At 37.1% G+C, this 19,188-nt stretch carries 21 protein-coding genes and 2 pseudogenes; 19 read left to right on the forward strand and 4 right to left on the reverse strand.

The window, feature by feature from the left end; genetic code table 11:
- Positions 1–79 precede the first annotated feature (79 nt).
- The 3 genes from J7E63_RS25600 to J7E63_RS25610 are packed head-to-tail and all read left to right on the forward strand — an operon-like array spanning position 80 to position 2,276.
- Entirely contained in the window at positions 80–1,270 is a 1,191-nt protein-coding gene (locus J7E63_RS25600; RefSeq protein WP_215017691.1) for an MFS transporter, read from the forward strand.
- A gap of 48 nt (positions 1,271–1,318) precedes the next feature.
- Entirely contained in the window at positions 1,319–1,786 is a 468-nt protein-coding gene (locus tag J7E63_RS25605) for a potassium-transporting ATPase subunit C (RefSeq protein ID WP_285289974.1), read from the forward strand.
- A gap of 34 nt (positions 1,787–1,820) precedes the next feature.
- Positions 1,821–2,276 carry a S8/S53 family peptidase gene (locus J7E63_RS25610; protein ID WP_251033770.1) on the forward strand — a complete coding sequence of 152 codons (456 nt, stop codon included), beginning with the start codon at positions 1,821–1,823 and terminating at the stop codon, positions 2,274–2,276.
- 184 nt (positions 2,277–2,460) lie between these two features.
- On the opposite strand, the gene J7E63_RS25615 is transcribed toward J7E63_RS25610, so the two are convergent.
- Positions 2,461–2,679 (reverse strand): hypothetical protein, encoded by a 219-nt coding sequence (locus tag J7E63_RS25615; RefSeq protein ID WP_215017695.1) that lies wholly within the window; start codon positions 2,677–2,679, stop codon positions 2,461–2,463.
- Positions 2,680–3,243: 564 nt separating this feature from the next.
- Here J7E63_RS25615 and J7E63_RS25620 point away from each other — a divergent pair.
- The 5 genes and pseudogenes from J7E63_RS25620 to J7E63_RS25640 all read left to right on the forward strand — a co-directional run bounded on the left by J7E63_RS25620 (position 3,244) and on the right by J7E63_RS25640 (position 7,518).
- The gene (locus tag J7E63_RS25620) at positions 3,244–4,428 is read left to right on the forward strand and encodes an acyl-CoA dehydrogenase family protein (protein ID WP_215017697.1); all 1,185 of its coding nucleotides are present in this window, start codon (positions 3,244–3,246) and stop codon (positions 4,426–4,428) included.
- Positions 4,415–5,287 carry a transporter substrate-binding domain-containing protein gene (locus J7E63_RS25625; RefSeq protein ID WP_215017698.1) on the forward strand — a complete coding sequence of 291 codons (873 nt, stop codon included), beginning with the start codon at positions 4,415–4,417 and terminating at the stop codon, positions 5,285–5,287. Before J7E63_RS25620 ends, J7E63_RS25625 begins: the two co-directional genes overlap by 14 nt.
- A gap of 21 nt (positions 5,288–5,308) precedes the next feature.
- Entirely contained in the window at positions 5,309–6,016 is a 708-nt protein-coding gene (locus tag J7E63_RS25630; protein ID WP_215017700.1) for an amino acid ABC transporter permease, read from the forward strand.
- Between the two features lie 11 nt (positions 6,017–6,027).
- Positions 6,028–6,741 carry an amino acid ABC transporter permease gene (locus J7E63_RS25635; protein WP_251033771.1) on the forward strand — a complete coding sequence of 238 codons (714 nt, stop codon included), beginning with the start codon at positions 6,028–6,030 and terminating at the stop codon, positions 6,739–6,741.
- A 22-nt stretch (positions 6,742–6,763) separates the two neighbouring features.
- Positions 6,764–7,518, forward strand: a pseudogene (locus J7E63_RS25640) (amino acid ABC transporter ATP-binding protein).
- Between the two features lie 616 nt (positions 7,519–8,134).
- On the opposite strand, the gene J7E63_RS25645 reads toward J7E63_RS25640, so the two are convergent.
- The gene (locus tag J7E63_RS25645; protein WP_308162018.1) at positions 8,135–8,611 is read right to left on the reverse strand and encodes an SRPBCC family protein; all 477 of its coding nucleotides are present in this window, start codon (positions 8,609–8,611) and stop codon (positions 8,135–8,137) included.
- Positions 8,612–8,895: 284 nt separating this feature from the next.
- Between J7E63_RS25645 and J7E63_RS30375 the strand changes: the two genes are divergently transcribed.
- The 4 genes from J7E63_RS30375 to J7E63_RS25665 all read left to right on the forward strand — a co-directional run bounded on the left by J7E63_RS30375 (position 8,896) and on the right by J7E63_RS25665 (position 11,687).
- Positions 8,896–9,969, forward strand: a complete 1,074-nt coding sequence (locus tag J7E63_RS30375; protein WP_215017702.1) for a transposase — start codon at positions 8,896–8,898, stop codon at positions 9,967–9,969.
- A complete protein-coding gene (locus tag J7E63_RS25655; RefSeq protein WP_308162019.1) occupies positions 9,924–10,391 on the forward strand; it encodes an IS200/IS605 family accessory protein TnpB-related protein in 468 nt (155 codons plus the stop codon). The genes J7E63_RS30375 and J7E63_RS25655 overlap by 46 nt, the downstream gene beginning before the upstream one ends.
- Before the next feature lie 169 nt (positions 10,392–10,560).
- Positions 10,561–11,283 (forward strand): DsbA family oxidoreductase, encoded by a 723-nt coding sequence (locus J7E63_RS25660; RefSeq protein ID WP_215017706.1) that lies wholly within the window; start codon positions 10,561–10,563, stop codon positions 11,281–11,283.
- A 128-nt stretch (positions 11,284–11,411) separates the two neighbouring features.
- Complete coding sequence (locus tag J7E63_RS25665) at positions 11,412–11,687, forward strand: hypothetical protein (protein ID WP_215017708.1); 276 nt, start codon at positions 11,412–11,414, stop codon at positions 11,685–11,687.
- A gap of 14 nt (positions 11,688–11,701) precedes the next feature.
- Here J7E63_RS25665 and J7E63_RS30635 read toward each other — a convergent pair.
- A pseudogene (locus tag J7E63_RS30635) lies at positions 11,702–11,776 on the reverse strand (CotG/ExsB N-terminal domain-containing protein); the annotation flags it as partial.
- 196 nt (positions 11,777–11,972) lie between these two features.
- Here J7E63_RS30635 and J7E63_RS25670 point away from each other — a divergent pair.
- Positions 11,973–13,064 carry a CotH kinase family protein gene (locus J7E63_RS25670; protein ID WP_215017709.1) on the forward strand — a complete coding sequence of 364 codons (1,092 nt, stop codon included), beginning with the start codon at positions 11,973–11,975 and terminating at the stop codon, positions 13,062–13,064.
- Positions 13,065–13,152: 88 nt separating this feature from the next.
- Here J7E63_RS25670 and sda read toward each other — a convergent pair whose 3' ends face one another.
- Positions 13,153–13,296 (reverse strand): sporulation histidine kinase inhibitor Sda, encoded by a 144-nt coding sequence (gene sda / locus J7E63_RS25675; protein ID WP_251027004.1) that lies wholly within the window; start codon positions 13,294–13,296, stop codon positions 13,153–13,155.
- A gap of 221 nt (positions 13,297–13,517) precedes the next feature.
- On the opposite strand from sda, the gene J7E63_RS25680 reads away from it, so the two are divergent.
- From J7E63_RS25680 to J7E63_RS25705, 6 genes are all read left to right on the forward strand, one after another.
- Positions 13,518–13,685 carry a hypothetical protein gene (locus J7E63_RS25680; protein ID WP_168244660.1) on the forward strand — a complete coding sequence of 56 codons (168 nt, stop codon included), beginning with the start codon at positions 13,518–13,520 and terminating at the stop codon, positions 13,683–13,685.
- 241 nt (positions 13,686–13,926) lie between these two features.
- Positions 13,927–14,583, forward strand: coding sequence for a PIG-L deacetylase family protein (locus J7E63_RS25685; protein WP_215017711.1), 657 nt, complete (start codon positions 13,927–13,929; stop codon positions 14,581–14,583).
- Between the two features lie 3 nt (positions 14,584–14,586).
- Positions 14,587–15,909 carry a glycosyltransferase family 4 protein gene (locus J7E63_RS25690; protein ID WP_215017713.1) on the forward strand — a complete coding sequence of 441 codons (1,323 nt, stop codon included), beginning with the start codon at positions 14,587–14,589 and terminating at the stop codon, positions 15,907–15,909.
- A 15-nt stretch (positions 15,910–15,924) separates the two neighbouring features.
- Positions 15,925–17,103 carry a carboxylate--amine ligase gene (locus J7E63_RS25695; protein ID WP_214717416.1) on the forward strand — a complete coding sequence of 393 codons (1,179 nt, stop codon included), beginning with the start codon at positions 15,925–15,927 and terminating at the stop codon, positions 17,101–17,103.
- Positions 17,104–17,134: 31 nt separating this feature from the next.
- Positions 17,135–18,208: a phosphotransferase gene (locus tag J7E63_RS25700; RefSeq protein ID WP_215017716.1), complete on the forward strand. Its 1,074-nt coding sequence runs from the start codon at positions 17,135–17,137 to the stop codon at positions 18,206–18,208.
- Between the two features lie 64 nt (positions 18,209–18,272).
- On the forward strand, positions 18,273–18,845 hold the full coding sequence (locus tag J7E63_RS25705; protein ID WP_215017718.1) for a kinase: 573 nt from the start codon (positions 18,273–18,275) through the stop codon (positions 18,843–18,845).
- Positions 18,846–19,188 lie beyond the last annotated feature (343 nt).

The following is a 19,188-nucleotide window of genomic DNA, read 5'->3' on the forward strand; positions in this document are numbered from 1 at the left end:
AGCTTCTTTCATTTTGTATATTATTTCAGTGTTTATAGAAATATAGAAATTAATAGTGATATTGAGGAGAAAATTTCACATGTCAAATACAGCAAAGATTAATATTTTAGCATTGATAAGTTTTTTAGTTGGTACTTCACAGTATATCATCTCAGGTATTTTGGATAAAATGGCAGATGCCCTAGGAGTGTCAATTGGAGCGGCTGGTCAATTAATTACAGTCTTTTCATTAGCCTATGCAATCGGTACTCCTATATTAATGGTATTAACGGCTAAAATGGAAAGACGTAAATTACTGATCTATACGTTATTTGTTTTTATTATAGGAAATTTACTATCAGTAATTGTTCCAGGGTATGGATTATTTATGATTGCTCGCATTATTATGGCTTTAAGTACAGGTGTAGCGGTCGTTACAGTTTTAAGTATCGCAGCAAAGATTACACCTGCTAATAAAAAGGCAAGTTCAATTGCAACAGTTGTAATGGGATTTACCGCATCATTAATCATTGGTGTTCCTATTGGACGTTTTATTACATCTACGTATGGCTGGAAATTTGTATTTATCGGTATCGCATTATTAGTTTTACTTGTCATTTTTATTGTTTTAAATACAATACCAAAAATGAATGGAGATGCTTCAATCCCTTTATCGAGACAAATTGCTATGTTCAAAAAACCAAAAATTGCTTTAGCATTATTAATCACCTTCTTTTTAATGACAGGGTACGGGATTATTTTTACTTATTTATCTCCATACCTTGTAAATACTGTAGGTATGAGTGATCATCTTTTAAGCATTACTTTACTTGTTCTTGGAGTTGCAAGCTTATTTGGTTCTAAACTAGGTGGCTTAAGTGCAGATAAAAGAGGCGTAATTTTTACATTAAAAAGAGGGTTACTTGTAAACGGAACATCTTTAGTCGTGCTTTCATTCATATCACATTCAATTATTGCAGTATTTATTATATTGACAGTCTGGTCATTTGCAGGATGGTCATCAGGTGCAACTCAGCAATATAATTTAGCAACGATATCACCTGAATCCTCAGATGTGTTGCTAGGTCTGAACCAATCGATGATGCAATTAGGTTTTGCAGTTGGTGCAGGTTTAGGTGGAGTAATTGTGGGGCAAATATCAATATCATCAATTACATGGTTCAGTGCGTTATGTGTTGTGTTTGCAAGTATTACAACATTTGGATTATCACGTTTCTTAAATAATAAAAAGATAGTCAACCAAGGTTTTTTGGCACAAAAGCGAGCTTGATCAAATTGGGAGTCTTAAATCGTTATCTTTGCATTTTGTTTACACAATTTGGCTAGTCAATCGACTAAAGGTTCAGAGCTTTTGGCTCAAGAGTTTAAGGGTCCGCAATGCTTCCATCCAAGAGGATCCGCGGCAAAATATGACCCAAAAGCATCTGATGCAACGAATGCTGCCGTTGCATCAAAAGAATACATTCAAACAGTGAAAGACAATGTGAATCATTTAAAAAAGGAAAATGGAAATTTAGGTGACACGATTTCAACAGATCTAGTGACAACTTCCGGTTCCGGATTTGATCCGGATTTAACTCCGGAAGCAGCTAAGGCACAGGTACCTAGAATTGCCAAAGCCATGAATGTTTCGGAAGATCGAATAGAAAAACTTATAAAGGAACATACCAAAGGACGCCAGTTGGGGATTTTTGGTGAGCCTCGTGTAAATGTTTTAGAACTAAACATAGCATTACAACAAATAAAATATAAAGGGGAGAACCTTTCTCTCCTTTTTCTGCATTGATCAAAAGAAAGGAGGGGCATAGACTAAGGGAGTTATGGTGGTAGAAGCTGCGGGGAATGGAGCAGAAAATTTAGAGGATGAGATATATCAAAACAAATTCAACCGTAGTCATAGGGATTCTGGAGCTATTTTAGTAGGAGCGGGAGCACCGCCTCCCGGTACATATGGCAGAGATTATGGTCCTGATCGTTCTAGACTTGAGTTTTCTAATTATGGAGCTATTGTTGATGTTCAAGGGTGGGAAAGGGAAGTAACTACCACTGGTGACGCTGATTTACAAGGTGGAGTTAATGAAGAAGATTGGTATAAAGATAATTTTAGCGGAACATCTAGTGCTTCACCAATTATTGTTGGAACTCTTGCTTGTCTTCAAGGAATTTTAAAATCTCGTGGACATTTACCACTAAAACCTATGCATGCAAGGGACGTTCTTAGAATTCCGGTTCTCCTCAGCAAGATGCACCCACAAGACCTAGCACACAGAGGATAGGGAATCGACCAAACCTAAAACAACTAACTAATATGATTCCAAAAATTGATGGAATTGCAGGTGAACACACTATTGCTAAGATTAATTCACTTTTGTATCTTTAATTTGAATAAATTTTTTTCTATGGGAATTCTATAGGGAAAGCATTAAGTTCCCGTTTTGCTCCACAATAAAAACCCTTCTCTTAATGGAGAGGGGCTTCACTTATTAGCCATGAATCTCCAATTTTTATATTTTTACCGGGCTTTGCTTTTTGTAATGTACGTAGAATTTTTTTGTCTTCCCATTCTATTTTTGCTTCCTCTTGATTAATCCTTTTAATCGTTTCTTCCATTGTATCAGCAGCTTCAATAAATCCTAACCATGGTATATAAACAAATGTCTTTTTATCTCCTACTTTCAACTTAACACAACTCCTTTATTAGGTAACTACACTAACAGTTAGACAAAAAATGACAAATACCTTGTGATGTCTTTGTGAAATAAAAAACCCTTCTCAATAGAGAGGGGCATATTTCCAATTCTACAATTGTCATCTTTTGTGAGATAACGGAAGGTGGAGCTCCTTATAGAGATATTAAACTTGTTCATTTTTTTGAATTGACTTTGAAACAATAGTTGATTTGGACTATTCTTCGTAGAAAAGATTCCTATTAACCAATATGCCTCGCTCGTAATGGAGAACTTTTATGAGTTAGCCGGTAAATTTACCGCTGGTGAACACAAACTAGGACTCTCCAAAACTTTCGATCAGTTAAAAGCAGAAGGTAAATTAGTTAATGAAAATACAATTTTAAATTCCTAGTTGACACATTGGATTAATATGCTTATTATAATGTAATAGATACATAATATTCCAAAAATGTATATAAAAACTTATGAGTTTAGCTTATCAGTCAACTGAAGGCTGCTTCCATTCTAAATGGGAGCAGTCTTTTTTATTTAGTGTTAGAAGGGAGCAAAGAACATGCAGGACTTATTTGTAAAAAATAGCAAGCAGCGCAAGTGGCTTGAACGGCTGTACCCATTAGAAGCGGACTTTAAAGCACAAGCCTCGCAAATCGACATGGAGGGCAGCTTCCCTAGAGAGAATATCCAGGTGTTAAGAAAAATCGGTTACACCAAATTGACCTTACCAAAGGAATTTGGCGGGTCAGGATTTTCTCTATACGATACCATTCTATTACAAGAAAAGCTGGGAAGCTATGATGGCAGCACCGCGTTATCGATTGGATGGACATTAATGACCGTTGGAGAATTATTTGAAAATCGGTATTGGGAACCAGAAAAGTTAGCCCTTTTTGCTGAAGAAGTGAACGATGGGGCCATTATTAACCGAGCAGTAAGCGAAATGGCTACAGGCAGTCCCATTCGCGGGGGCCGGCCCGAAACAAGTGCTAAGCGTGTAGCTGGCAAATGGGTGATTAATGGGCGGAAGAGCTATACAACCTGCTCACCGGAACTGGATTATTTTTTAACTTCTGCTTGGATCGAAGAAAAAGGAACGGTAGGATTTTTGCTGATTCCAAAAGAAGCGGAAGGACTAACCATCGAGGAAAATTGGAATGTGATCGCGATGCGTGGTACCGGCAGCCATGATCTAGTATTAGAAAACGTGGTAGTGGATGAGTCGGACTTAGTCGAAATTCCTAGTTATCATACGGGGTTTAAACTGAATGGCTGGGGTCTGCTGATTCCTGCCACCTATTTAGGGATCGCGCAGGCGGCCAGGGACTATGCACTCGAATTTGCCAATATCCATTCGCCAAATAGTATTAAGGGTCCAATCGCTCAGCTGACGAACGTGCAGGCGTTATTAGGCGAGATGGACTTGGAATTATACAAAGCAAGATTTGCCTTATATGGTACGGCAGAGGCTTACATTGATGAGTATCGTCAACGGGATATCACAAATGAAGCACTTGTAGCCAAACATATTGTGACCAACTCCGCGATTACAGTGGTCGATAAAGCGATGCGATTGGTCGGAGCAAAAAGCTTACAACTGACCAATCCACTGCAGCGTTATTACCGAGATGTCCGAGCAGGCCTGCATAATCCGCCAATGGATGATCTAACCATTTTAAAATTAGCTCAAACAGCTATTCATCAATATGAATCTAAGGGAGGAAAAGACAATGAAAATGAATAAGTTTTTTAAAATCGCCGCTACAGGAATCGCTTTAGTAACCCTCATCGCAGGCTGCGGCTCAACGGCAACAACTGGGGCAAAATCGGATGCGGGAGCTGCTAAGGAAGAAGTCAGAAAAGTAAAAGTAGCGTTTGATCAAGGCGGTAAACCAATCGGATACCTAGATGAAAAGGGCAACCCAACGGGATATGAAATTGAAGTCATGAAATTAGTGGATAAGGCATTGCCAGAATATGAATTCGAATATGTGCCAACATCCAGTGAAGACTTATTGGTAGGGGTGCAGCAAGGCAAATATCAAGTAGGGGTAAAAAATGCCTGGTTCACAGAGGAAAGAACAAAGAGTTATATTTTTCCGAAAGAATTCCTCGGACTCAGCGGCGTTGGTATTTTGTTAAAAAAGAAAAACGAAAATATAAAAGACTTATCAGACTTTGCTAAAGCTAAGCTTTCGTTAGCACCTATTGTGGCAAGTAATGCTCAATATACCATTGTGGATGAATATAACCAAGCCAATCCAGACAATAAAGTTAAACTGGTAGCCGGAGATGCATTCTCAGTGGATGTCGTTCAATGGGTAAATGAAGGACGTGTAGATGGAGGCATTTATTTGGGAGCAACGTATGAAAAGCAAGTTCTTGCAAAGGATGGACCTTACCATAATTTAGCAAATGACCTTGTTTATAATGAGTTTGCAGTTGTCAAAACGTGGCCATTATTCAACAAAAAAGAACAAGAATTTGCAGATGCCTATGATCAAGCCATCAAGAAAATAAAAGAGGAAAAGAAGACAAACAAACTGATGGTTAAGTTCTATAATACTGATTTATTTAAACTATTGGATACTGTAAAAAGGTAACCATCTAAAAAGAGGTGGAATATGCAAACGTATTTTGATAGTACCTACATTTGGGGAGCATTGCCACAACTTCTTTCGTTTTTACACGTAACTTTTATGGTAGCAGGTCTATCGGTTTTGTTCGGTACGATTCTAGGATTTATCTTAGCCGTAATGAAACTCGGAACGAGTACAGCTGCCAGAAAAATCGCCAATGGGTATACCACCATTTTAAGGTGTACCCCCTCTATTGTTCTTTTATTTTTAGTGTATTACGGGCTTCCGGCAATAGCCAGTAACTTTGGTACAGAACTGAATCATCTTCACACTTCGATTTATGTTGTGATTACCTTTTCGCTGCAATTTGGGGCCTTCATGTCTGAGGTGATGAGAACGGCCTATGAAGCGATCGACCGGGGACAATATGAGGCAGCGGTTAGTGTTGGGCTTAGTCCTGCCCAGGCATTTCGGGGAATTGTGTTGCCGCAAGCATTTGTTGTCGCATTGCCCAATTTCGGCACCAGCCTCCTTGAATTAATGAAGGAAGGATCATTAGCGTATACCATTGGTTTGGTTGATATTATGGGGAAAGCAAGCCTTATTATTTCAAATAACTATAATTCTCATTCGTTAGAAATTTATCTTGCCTTATCTCTTGTATACTGGGTTTTATCCATTTTGATTGAACAGTTCTTTTCAAAGCTAGAAAAGATTTTTAGTAAAGGTAAACTGGTTATAAAAACGACATAGGGGGTGACAGCATGTCGGTCGGATTGGATGTTTCATTTTTAGTAAAAACCTTTTTTGTTGCATTATCTGGAGTGCCTATAGCCTTACTCATTACGATTGTCTCCTTACTCATTGCTCTGCCTACAGGATTTTTGCTCGCCTTATCGCGGATTAATCGAATTCCAGTGATAAGCCAGTTGGCACGAGTGTATGTTTCGTTTGTGAGAGGGACTCCTGTCATTGTTCAAATTTTTATTATTTTTACAAGTGTTCCTTTACTATTGGCTCCCATATTCGAGAAGTATCATGTTAAAACGAGTATCTACGATATCAATCCGATTTGGTACGCATTTATTGTTTTCTCGTTGAATACAACAGCTATTTTAATTGAAGTATTTCGTTCTGCTATTAGCACGGTCAGTAAGGGGCAGCTGGAAGCAGCTTATTCCGTTGGGTTGAACAATGTGCAAGCGTTTAGAAGAATACTCATCCCACAAATATTAGTGGTGGCATTGCCCAATATTTGTACAGCAACGGTCAATCTTATTAAAGCTACCTCTTTGGGTTATGCTTTGTCATTGAGAGAGATTACGTTAAAAACTCAAGTGGCAGCCAATGTTGGCTACAATTTTATTGAAGCGTACATCGATATCTTTCTTGTCTATCTCATTTTATGCAGCTTAGTGGAAACCTTTTTTAAGCTGTATGAAAAACGGTTAAGGAAGTATAAAGCAGCCGCTGCCTAAAATTATGATTGGAGGCAAAGTCATGTTAGAGATTAGAAATATCCACAAGTCCTTTGGTAAGAATGAGATTTTAAAAGGAGTAGATTTACAGATTGATAGGGGTGATGTGGTTGTCATTCTTGGCCCGAGTGGCTCTGGTAAGACCACATTGCTTCGGTGCATTAACTTCCTTGAACGAGCCGATCAGGGGCAAGCCATTTTTGGTGATATTCATGTAAACCTTATATCAGCAACCAAAAAACAAATACATCAAATTAGGCAAAAGATTGCTTTTGTGTTTCAGAATTATAATCTGTTTACGAATAAAACAGTATTAGAGAATGTGACAGAAGGTCTTATCATTGGAAGAAAGGTTCCGAAAGCGGAAGCCAATGAGCAGGGGCAACAGGCCTTGGCGAGGTCGGATTGGCAGATAAATTGAATTCCTACCCTAGTGAACTGTCTGGCGGGCAGCAACAGCGGGTTGGCATTGCAAGAGCGATTGCGTTAAATCCAGATATTATTTTATTTGATGAACCAACGTCTGCACTGGATCCAGAATTAGTCGGTGAAGTCTTAACCGTCATGAAAAATATTGCAAAAGAAGGAACAACCATGTTAGTGGTGACGCATGAAATGTCTTTTGCAAAGGATGTAGCCAACCGAGTCATATTTATGGATGGCGGTGTGATCGTAGAAGAGAATTCTCCAAAGGAAATTTTCTCAAGACCAAAAGAAGAAAGAACGCAGCATTTCTTAAGACGGGTCATACCTGAGGATTTTATTTATAATATTTAATGAATGAGAAACCTCTAGAAATGGAGGTTTTTCTACATTGCTCCCCACTCAATGTCTTGTAACTAATACTTTAATCTGATTTGGTATAAAAAGATTAATGTTTAATGATTTAGTTATAATTATATTTATTGGTTAAAATTAACTTTCATGTAAACGTGGATTAGAAAAAACAAATTAGACGCATGGGTCTGGTATCTAGGTTTAGCATTATAAGGTTCATTGTCAAAATACAAGAAATGTCGTTAATCTGAATTTATTACAAAAAAAAGTCCACTAGGTTTAAGGATGCCTAATGGAATTTTTTTATTACTAATTATTCTATGCATCATTCTTAAGCACGAAAGAATGCTCAATGAAAAATAAAAACATTGTATCTTTAAATTTGTTCCACTTTAACAATGACTATAAAAAATGGTCACACTTTGGTCACAACTTGGTCACAGATTAGATGATTTTATATTTAATTAGATAAAATTAAATGATATATAACTTGATAAAAAGTGCGTTAAGACAAGACTATACGGCATTATATAAAACTGAATTGAATCAAAAAAGAAACCTTCCCTCTAACTTCAAGCTTGTGGAATTTTCTTTAGCTAGCTAGATATTAACTAGGCTATTTAACAAGAACTTTGGTATTTTTAAATTCTTCTTCAGCTACTTTTTTGACTCGCTCGCAAAATTGAACAACTATTTTATCACTGGCAAATAGTAAAAATAACTTGAGAAATGCCTTTAAAGGTCGGTTTGTGCAGGTGTATTTAAAAAGAGTTTTCTGCTCATCGATTGCCGTTAATTCATACAAAGCGGTGATTTCAAACATCTTGGCCAGCGTAAAGCCCACTTTTAATCTCCGTTTATCATGAATATTCACATATTCTAAGGTCTCAACATCATACTCCTCGATTCGTTTACCTTTCCTATATTTTTGACGGTAGATAGTGCCGATACCTTCATTAGTCACTTTTACAGGTTGATGATCTACGACTTGCAGCATAATTTTTTGCATATCCGCTAGTGGGCCAATTAACAATCCCCAAACCTGATCGATGAGAGCATTAATTTCAATTTCCTTCATCCATTCTTTCAACAATCATCACCTCGTGCTATTTTTAGAATAGTTTAATCAATATTCTCCATTTTACGAGAAAAATCCTTTTACTCTACACTGGGTTAATTTTACTTTCTTTGCAAGTAAATTCAACCAATTTATCAAAAAGCTGCGTAAAACCCCTAGCTTTAGATATGGGGATATAAGCTGTTTTTTTGTTCGATTTTTTAGGATAATGCATTAATTTTACTATACATTATATGAAGTTCTTTGGTATAATCAAAGTATAAATAGAACATTCGTTCTATTAAGGGGAGGTGAATGAAATGTATCGATCCTATAAAATACAAATACAGCCGGAACATGAATTGTACGACTACTGCGACTCACTCTGTTTTAAAGCGAAAAACTTGTACAATACCACCAACTACTATATTAGACAGGTTTACACAGCTATAAACAAAGAAACTAGAAATGAAAATCAACTTCAAGTTCTAACAGATATTCAAGTCCATTTACCTCAAATGAATAAAATTCGTCTAAAAAGTTTTGAGAGAGCCAAATCTAAGTCTCAAAAAGTCGATAATAATGGTCATGTTTTCGAGCCAAAACCAAAGCTATTTGAAATGCCTCATCCAGAGAAAGCATTCCTTCCCTATACCTTTGTAGAAGCACTGTTTAAAGTGATGAAACAAACCGATTACCTTTCTATGCCCTCACAGTCCAATCAACAAACAATAAAAAAGGTATATGATGATTGGAAAAGTTTCTTCGAAGCCTCCAAGAAATATAAAATTAATCCTACTAACTTTTCCGGAAAGCCAAAGATTCCAAAATACAAACCGAAAAATGGACGCACGACCTGTTATTTAACCAATCAAATTACCAAAATTAAAAACGGAAATATGCTATCATTACCAGGAACTCCTCTTACATTAAAACTGGGAAAAATCGCACATATAGATGGTAAACTACAACAAGTGCGGATTGTCCCGTCCTATGGGCGGTATGTAATGGAAGTTGTTTTTAAAAGTGAACAGGAAAAGGAGATCAAACGATCCGAAAAACAATTAAATGAGTGGGTATTTGAGCCGAAACGAGTAATGGGTATTGATTTAGGAGTAGATAACCTGGCAACTATCATCGATAACACGGGGCTAAAGCCTCTGCTTATCAAGGGCAAATGGTTAAAATCGATCAATCAATACTATAACAAATTAAGAGCCAAATACATGAGTATCCTTCGAAATGGAAAAGGACCAAAGGAAGGGAAGTTTAACAGCACAAGATTAATTTCATTAGACCGAAAAAGAAACAATCGAGTCATGGATTTTTACATAAGGCCAGTGCAAAAGTGGCCGAGATTGCTCAAGAAAGAACCATTGATACGATCGTCATAGGTAAAAATGAGGGTTGGAAGATGGAGGTTGATATGCTAAAGACTACAAAACAAACCTTCATACAAATCCCATATGCCACTTTCATAGGAATGATTCGATACAAAGCAGAACGACACGGAATTCAAGTCATTGTCCGAGAAGAAAGCTATACCTCTAAATCTAGTTTCTTGAATCATGACCCGATTCCAACTTACGGGGAAGAGCACCAAACTTATTTTAGCGGGTATAGAAGCAGTCGAGCTTTTTACAAAATCAAAGGTTCTAAGATTTTGATCCATGCCGATGTGAATGGAGCTTTTAATATTGTCCGTAAACATACCAAGGATGTTTTCGAAGGACTGGAGAGAAAACAGTTCCTCCAATCCCCACGAAAAATAATCATCATAAAGAAAAGAAATGCAAAGCTGAAGGCTTCGGTCTGATGTAGTAGCGGGACTTGTGGTAGCCCTCGTAAAGACAATGCGGCTTTAAAGCCTATTCTTTCGAAACTCCTAGCTTCAGCTATGGGGATACTCATCATGAGCAACTATGAATAGATTTATCTGACCTTGTGTTACTATAAAATTTAACCGAAGAAAACGAGGTGTCTATATGAAAATTGAAGTTTGGTCAGATTATGTATGTCCGTTTTGTTATATTGGGAAACGCCGATTAGAAGTGGCGTTAGATCAATTTCCACATAGGGATCAGGTAGAAGTTGAATTCAAAAGCTTTGAACTTGACCCAAATTCTCCAAAAAATATTGGCCAGAACATCCATGAAGTATTAGCAAAAAAATATGGAATGAGTGTTGAAAAAGCGAAGGAAGCAAATCAAGGGGTGGGGCAGCAGGCAGCCACTGTTGGGTTGAAATTTAATTTTGATGAGATGAAGCCAACAAATACGTTTGATGCTCATCGCTTGGCTAAATTTGCAAAAACACAAGGGAAGGAAGCCGCCGTCTCAGAAATGCTGCTGCATGCCTACTTTACAGAGTCGAAGCATATTGGAGATATTGAAACATTGGCAGACCTAGCTGAAGCGGCAGGATTAAATCGCCAGGAAGTATTGCAAGTCCTTAATGATAAGGAAGCCTATGCAACTGATGTTCGTCAAGATGAATCCCTTGCTCAGCAGTATGGTGTTCGCGGTGTTCCATACTTTGTCATTAATCAAAAATATGCCATTTCTGGTGCACAACCGACGGAAACTTTCATGGGGGCACTACAAAAAGTTTGGGAGGAAGAGTCTCCTGCACCAGTGCTGCAGGATCTTTCCACCGAAGACGATGTTAGCTGTGCAGATGGCAGCTGTGCCATTCCTGAAAAAAAGTAGATATGACCATAACAAAAGATGGGGAAGGAAACTAAGTTTCCATCCCCTCTTGTTTTTAAACCTATTAGCGTCTGCGGACTCGTAAATTCCACATATTTCCGTCTTTCCAACATCTATTTATTCGAGTATTGCTACGTGAGTTGTACCGCCACCCTGACCATTTACAGCATCTTGAAGTTCTTCTCCTTGAAGTATTTCTCCTTGAAGTATTTCTCCTTGAAGTATTTCTTCTCGAAGTATTTCTTCTCGAAGTATTTCTTCTTGAAGTATTTCTTCTTGAAGTATTTCTTCTTGAAGTATTTCTTCTCGAAGTATTGCGGTTTCCAGATGTACGTCTAGAGGTGTTTCGGCGTGATGTCATCCGACGCCCGGATGTTCTTCTGCGTGTGGTGCCACGATTTTGACCTGGGTCACGGAACATAAAGTCTCCGAAACCACCACGTCTCACTTCATCTGCAGCTCTTTGAATATCTTCAGCTGAAAAATCACTCATATTATTTTTGCACCTCCTTTAAGCTTGAAAAGGGAGTACGAAACTATTTGTCCAATAAACTCACTCTTCTCTTATCAAAATACGTATCGTCAGAAACAATGGAATGAGCCAAAAGCCTAAAATAAGAAAAAATGCTATTCAAACGTGACCAGCATCCATTTTCCTTCATACCAATAAAGGAAGGAGGAATTAAAAAATGGACGAGGCTGCAAAAATACCGGAATACAAGCTTTTTATTAGGCCGAATGACCTTCGGGAACTCAGAAGAGACATTTGGATTGATGAACCGATTCCTGCTCAGTTAACGATTGAAGGGAAAAGACTCGAGATAGATGTGGCCTATCGAGGATCACATATCCGCGATTTTCCGAAAAAATCATATCAGGTTTCCTTTTATAAACCCAAAAAATTCAGAGGTTCAAGCCATATTCATTTAAACGCAGAATATAAGGATCCTTCATTGATCCGAAATAAGCTGTCGTTTGATTTCTTTGCGGAACTTGGGGTTTTATCACCACTATCGCGCCATATCTTTTTAATCCAAAATGGAAAAGTAGAAGGGGTCTATTTGGAAATCGAATCAGTAGATGAGAATTTTTTGAAAAGAAGAAACCTTCCAAACGGAAGCATTTTTTATGCGGTCGATGGTGATGCAAACTTTTCGTTGATGAGCGATTTAGATAAGGAGACAAAAAAATCACTGGAGTTAGGGTATGAAAGAAAGGTAGGGAAGCATGAAGATGACTATTTCTTAAAGGAACTAATATTTAATATCAATACGATTGCGAATAATGAATTCGAGAAGGAAATTCAAAAATTTGTGGATATTGATAAATATCTCCGCTGGATGGCTGGAATTATTTTTACTTCAAATTATGATGGTTTCGTTCATAACTATGCGCTTTACAGGAATGGTGAAACGCGCCTTTTTGAAATCATTCCTTGGGATTATGATGCGACATGGGGCAGGGATGTTAATGGAAAGATTATGGAGCCCGATTATGTACCGATTGATGGGTTTAATACATTAACCGCCCGTATATTAAATGTAGATACCTTTCGAAAACAATATCGAACGCTACTTGAAGAAATGATGAAACAGCAATTTACAGTAGAAAATATGATTCCGAAGGTTGAAAAAATGACACAATCAATTCGTCCGTTTGTCAAACAGGACCCATATAAAAAACGCGATATAGATATATTTGACCAGGAATTATCGGTAATAACGAAGTATATTGAGGAAAGAAGAAAGTATTTATATAGGAAGTTAGCAATACTAGATTAACACTTCAACAAGAAAAGGTGCCGTTCAAGAATTGAAGGTTACCAAAATTGGCATAAAAAAAACCACCGAATTCGGATGGTCTAGAGGCTTAGATAATAGTTTCATGAATTAAATTTCTATGACTGATCTCTGTTAGTAATAAATGAATAAAGTCAGTGCAAAGTTCTAGACGGATGGCTTCGTGGTAGGCATCAATTAAAAAAGTATCTTGTAGTAGCTGCAGTGATTTCAAAACTATACCCCTCGTTTTTTATATTCTATGATTATTTTAAAATAAATTTAGACTTTGTGGGGGTAAAGCGAGGAAATTACACAAAATCTTCAAACTAAGATAAAAATTTTATTCAATGTGATTTTTTACCTTGCTTCTTTGCAAAAATGGTCACCAAACGAAACATTTTCTAAAAAATAAGCGTCTAATTCGTTACGGGAAGATAAGGAGTGGGGGAAGGTATGCTGCGGAAGGTAATTATGGTTACAGATAATGAAGAAAGTGTGAAAAATGCGGTAAGAGAAATCTTAAAAGCCAAAAATAAAGGTCATGAATATGCTCTTGATTTAACAAGAATTAAAGATAGGGAACGAAAAACAGCGATTATGAAAAGGTTGACGAGGTTTTAATCAACTAATTTAGTAGAAACGATAATCCTTGAAAAAAAATCCAGTTTTAGAAAGCATATGCGTAATGCATATGTTTTTTTGCTTTTTGGAAAAGCGATAGTGGCAGGTTTGCAGTCGAAACAAATAAATATCACTTAAAATCAGCCCATTTTTTCATTTTATTCACATTGTCCATATCCACTTTATTTTGTCTTCATATAATTACAAGAATAGTATTTTTAAATGGAGATGAGGTGCTTTAATGAGTGAGTATGTGCTAGTGATTGCCGCTCATCCAGATGATGAAATTCTTGGAAGTGGCGGAACCATTAAGAAGTTAATTAATCATGGCTATAAGGTAATTACTGTGATTGCTGCTAAAGGACGTAAGGAGGAAGAAAATCGGATTAAGCCATTAATGCTGCATGCCAATAGACACTTAGGAGTGGAGGAAGTGCTATTTTTGGAATTTCCCAATCTTTTAATGGAAACGAAACCACTTGTTGAAATCAACAAATCGATCGAAGCTCTTTTGGACAAATATACTCCTGCAATGATTTTCACCCACCATTATGGTGACACCAACCGGGACCACCAAATTTTGTTTCAAGCAGTGTTAACAGCTACTCGACCGTTACCTGGAAAAAAACCAATTGAGATTCTTTGTTTTGAAACGGTTTCTTCGAGTGAATGGAGCCAGCATACGAATGATAAAGAGTTTAAACCCAATTATTTTGTAGATATAACCGATACCATCGAAGATAAGATTCAATCTCTTCACCATTATGATGTAGAAATGAGACCATTTCCACATCCACGTTCCTATGACGGAGTGAAATACTTAGCACGGGTCAGAGGAATGACCGTTGGGGTCGAATACGCGGAAGCTTTTGAAATCATTAGGAGGGTGTGGAAGTGAAAGATGAATGAACAACAAAATGAACTACCATTTCTGCCGACCCTTTTTCCTTACTTAATAAATGCAATGGATCAATATTATGGAGTCAATGAGCCTTATGAAGAAGAAAATGTATTCGAATGGGAGCAATTCGAATGGGAGCAATTCGAATCAGCAGAAATTCAAAACAAAAAAATGAAGATATTAATCACAACGTTTTGGGAATATCCATTTATCGGTGGTCTGCAGAACTATATCGCAGCACTTAAAACTGGCTTGGAAAATTTAGGACATAGTGTCCATGTTATTGCACCAAACCATTTTCCGGCCGATGAAATGCAGGCATTACGAGAGAGATATTCCGAGAAATTCTCACAATTTTTTATCAATCGGTATGGCATCAGTAATCCAAAAATACTACACAATATCAGCAAACTATACAGTTACTATATGATGTTAGAGGAAATTGATCTGTCGCAATACGATATTATTCACGCACAAGATCGATATACTGCTAATGTAATAGGATTACTTAACCAATCCTATCAAAAACCTCTTCTATTCACACCGCATGGATTTATGACCCAAAACAGATTAAAGTTTAACCTGATGGAAAAAGGTTCGGTTGAGGAAATCTATTTTTCAGCCATTGATAAACAAGCAATTAAAAATGCCAACCAATTAATCATCCTTTGTGATGTCTTTCGCCCGATCCTAATAAATTTAGGCGCGGAAGAAGATAAAATGACCACTGTATATACTGGGATTGATTTTGAGGAATGGAATATTCAGAAGAAAGTTAAGAATAGCCAAAGCAAAACTGTAATTACCTGTATCTCACGTCTTCGTCCTCGAAAAGGACATAAATATTTATTCAAAGCGCTTGCTCTAATTCAAGACAAGTTGAAAAATGTAGAAGTACGGATTGTAGGCGATGGTGAGATGAGAAAGAAGCTCAAAAAGCAGGTAAGTGAGTTGAAATTAAAAAACGTATCCTTTTTAGGAAGCAGAGAAGACGTACCTAAATTATTAAGCGAATCAGACATTTTTGTTCATCCAACTACGAGTGATACGCTGCCCATCTCAATAATCGAGGCAATGTTTACCAATCAAGCAATTCTAACGACCAATTGTGGCGGCATTCCGGAAATCATTAAAGATAACTATTCAGGATTTATAGTTGAACCAGCTAACCCACAACAACTTGCAGAAAAATTATTGCTCCTTTTACGAAAAAAATCAATTAGAAAAGAATTGGCGGGCAATGCGAAGGAATTTGCGCAACAACATTTAACCGTTAGTACCATGGTTCAAAAGATTGAAGGCATCTATCGGTCATTATTATGAAAGGAGGAAAAAAGTATGCAACATGATGTTCCTGCCGTTGTCCTTGATCTAAGTGCAACTGGAATAGGTATTGTGAGGAGTTTAGCGAAAAAAGGGATTAAGGTATATGCGTTTGATACGAGAGGGAAATATGAAATCGGTAAAACACGGTTTGCCACCTGTGGAATTTGCCCAAATCCGGTTAGTGAGGGAGCTGCATTAATTCTATTTCTTACCAGATTGGCCCAAAAGTTTGGCCAAAAGGCTGTCCTGTATGCGGGGTCTGATGACTTTGTACAGTTTATTTCAAAAAACAGATTTGTTCTTTCACACTATTATCGCTTTCTATTACCTAAACACACACTAGTTGAAGCCGTATTAGATAAAAGATTAACGTATGAATTGGCCCTGAAATCAAATGTGCCATGCCCCAAAACCTTCGCAATAAATAACGAAGAGCAGTTTGAGCAAATCATCCATCAAATTACCTTTCCTTGTATTTTAAAACCAGTTCATTCTTCTCATTTCCGCTCAAATATCGATCATCGTCTTTATAAGAAAGCCATTGTAGTAGAACAGGCTTCCCAATTGAGAGAAGAGTACCTTTTTTATCGGCCATTCGGTGAACTAATGATCCAGGAGGTCATCCCTGGTGAGGAGAATTGTATTTATTCCGTCAAGACATTTTTTGACGATCAGATGAATTTAATTGGCTTGTGGATGAACCAAAAATTACATCAATTTCCCCCTCATTTTGGATCTACTGCACTTGCCCTAAGTATGAGGGACGAAGAAGTCATTCAACTCGCTACTACCTTTCTAAAAGATATTCAGTTCAAAGGCTTGGCGATTGCTGAATTTAAACGGGACCCAAGAGATGGGAAACTGAAATTTATCGAAATCAATTCAAGAATAGGTTTAACTCAAGCGTTATCAATGGCTTGTGGGGTAAATTTGGCCTACTTGTATTATTTATCCCTTACCGGGCAAAATCCAGCACCAGTGACAGTGCAGAAAGAAGGGGTCAAATGGGTTTACTTTGTCCGTGATTTTCTTTCCTTTCGCCAAAAACAAAAAAATGGAGAAATGAAGTTCGTTGAATGGGTGAAAAGTTTATCTGGAAAAAAGGTGGAGGCTCTTTTTGCTTGGAATGACCCTCTTCCGTTTGTTCGAAGTTTTGTTTCCCATTTGCGAAACTTATGGGGGAGAAAATAAGTGATGGCAGAGGAAGGAGGGAACTTTAGGTTTGAATAATATAGAAGAAATTATAAGCTGTTGGAAGCAATTTGATTGGGAAGAGAAGCTAAAAAATGTCCTTGGTAAAAAAGTAAAGTTAGTGGAAGAAAGAATAGAATGCCTCAAAAATACACGGGAAAAGACAAGTATTTGGAAGTTGGTTCTAACTGATGGCCGGGAGTTCATTCCCATAGTCCTTAAAATATACAAGCAACCACTGAAAGAAAATCATAGATTAGAAATCAGTATGTATCAAAAAGCCTATAACATTTATCATGAGTTTATGCCGCGATTATATTGGCTTGAACCGAATGTAAATGGTAATGAAACATGGATGTTCACCGAATGTATGAAGCCGATACGAGGACAAATAAAATTAGCTCCAAAACATTTGGAACGAATTATCCCAACCGTGGCAAAATTTCATGCCATTACCTTTGATCATCGATTTTTGCAGCATGCGGATCTTTTTGACGCCTCTCTTCCCCATTTTGATTCTGAAGAGAAGGTAAAGGAGAGGACTAAGGGTATCAAAAAAGCAAAAGAGAATCTGGATCTGGCATTGAAAGATCCTAACTTAAGAGAATTGGTGGCACCAAGGTATAAAATGATCAAAATAATATTAAAAAAAGGGCCTGTGTTTTTTCCTGAAATTACGGAATCTGGACAATGTCTCATCCACGGTGACCTCCATGTCCACAATATTTGCTGTGAAAATGCCAATGATGAGGAGGAGAATTGGAAAGTCTCTTTGATTGATTGGGAGTCTGCGAAGCAGTATCCATGCTGGTATGATTTGGTCGTCCTAGTCGAATTATTAATTGATTTTCGCTCAGATTGGCAACAAAGGGAAGAAGAGATTCGAAGTCAATGTGTGCAGCTGTATTGCGAAGAAATGCAGAAATATGGAATAACCTTCAGTGATGATCCATTGAAACTTCTAAAAAAGGCATATTTACAGAGAACTCTAGAAAAAAAGCTTTCTAGTCATTTACAAAAGGTGTTGGATGGAGGAAAGAGCACACTTTTAAAAAGATATCTAGAGAAAATAGAAGTATGGGGAAAAGAACTCGGATTATATTAGAGCAATCCCCAAGATCTAAATACAACAAAGGGGTTTGAAATTTCGAAATAGAAGGAGATTAGAAATGAAAGATTTTGAAAAAATAGTAGCCAAGAATAAAGGGACTGTAACCATTCAAGACCTGAGCGGTTACACAATGATTGGGAAGGGTGCTGATGGATCCGTCTTTCAATTGACACCTGAGAAGTGCGTCAAAGTTTTTGTTAATGACGACACACAAAAAAAGGAATTAAATGCACTGCAAATTGGACAATCCTCTCCTATTATTCCTAAATTATATGAATATGGTTCTAACTATATAGTGATGGAGTTTATAAAAGGATATAATCTTAAGCATTTTTTAAAAAAAGAGAAAAAACTCTCAGAGGCAATCGTGGGGAAAATTTTATCGATGCTGGATGAAATGAAAACTTTGGGTTTTACAAGACTTGATATTGAGGTTCGCCACATTTTTTTCAATGAACTAGGGGAAATAAAAGTAATCGACCTCAAGAGGGCATTTAATACAGACAGGGCTGTCCCTACCAAATTGTTAACTGGATTAAAAAAGCTTGGATTTTTGCAAGATTTTTTGGAACATGTGTCAAAGCTTAGCCCGGCCAAATATGAGGAATGGAAAAACCTGGTGACTGAGTGAGGTGGCACTTGAAAACGTTTGGTGTAGATTTCAAGAAGGCAGTGGTTCATGGATCGACTGCCTTTTTAAAATAATAGATATGGAAAAATCTTTCATTGAACTGTAGAAACATCCGTGTTATTATTGGAAAGTTCCTTTGAGAATGGGTCAAACATCATGAGTTTAATGATAAATAAATGTTGACTTTTTGAAGAGAATTATATTATAATAGATTTTGTCACTTTGAGAAAAGGTGAATTTGTTCTTTGAAAACTAAACAAACAAAATCGTGCAAACAAACAAAAATTTTAGTTTCAATTAAGAAACTAAGCCAACGTAACAAAATGAGCGAATCAACTTTCTT

The sequence above is a fragment of the Bacillus sp. ISL-75 genome, assembly GCF_018613095.1.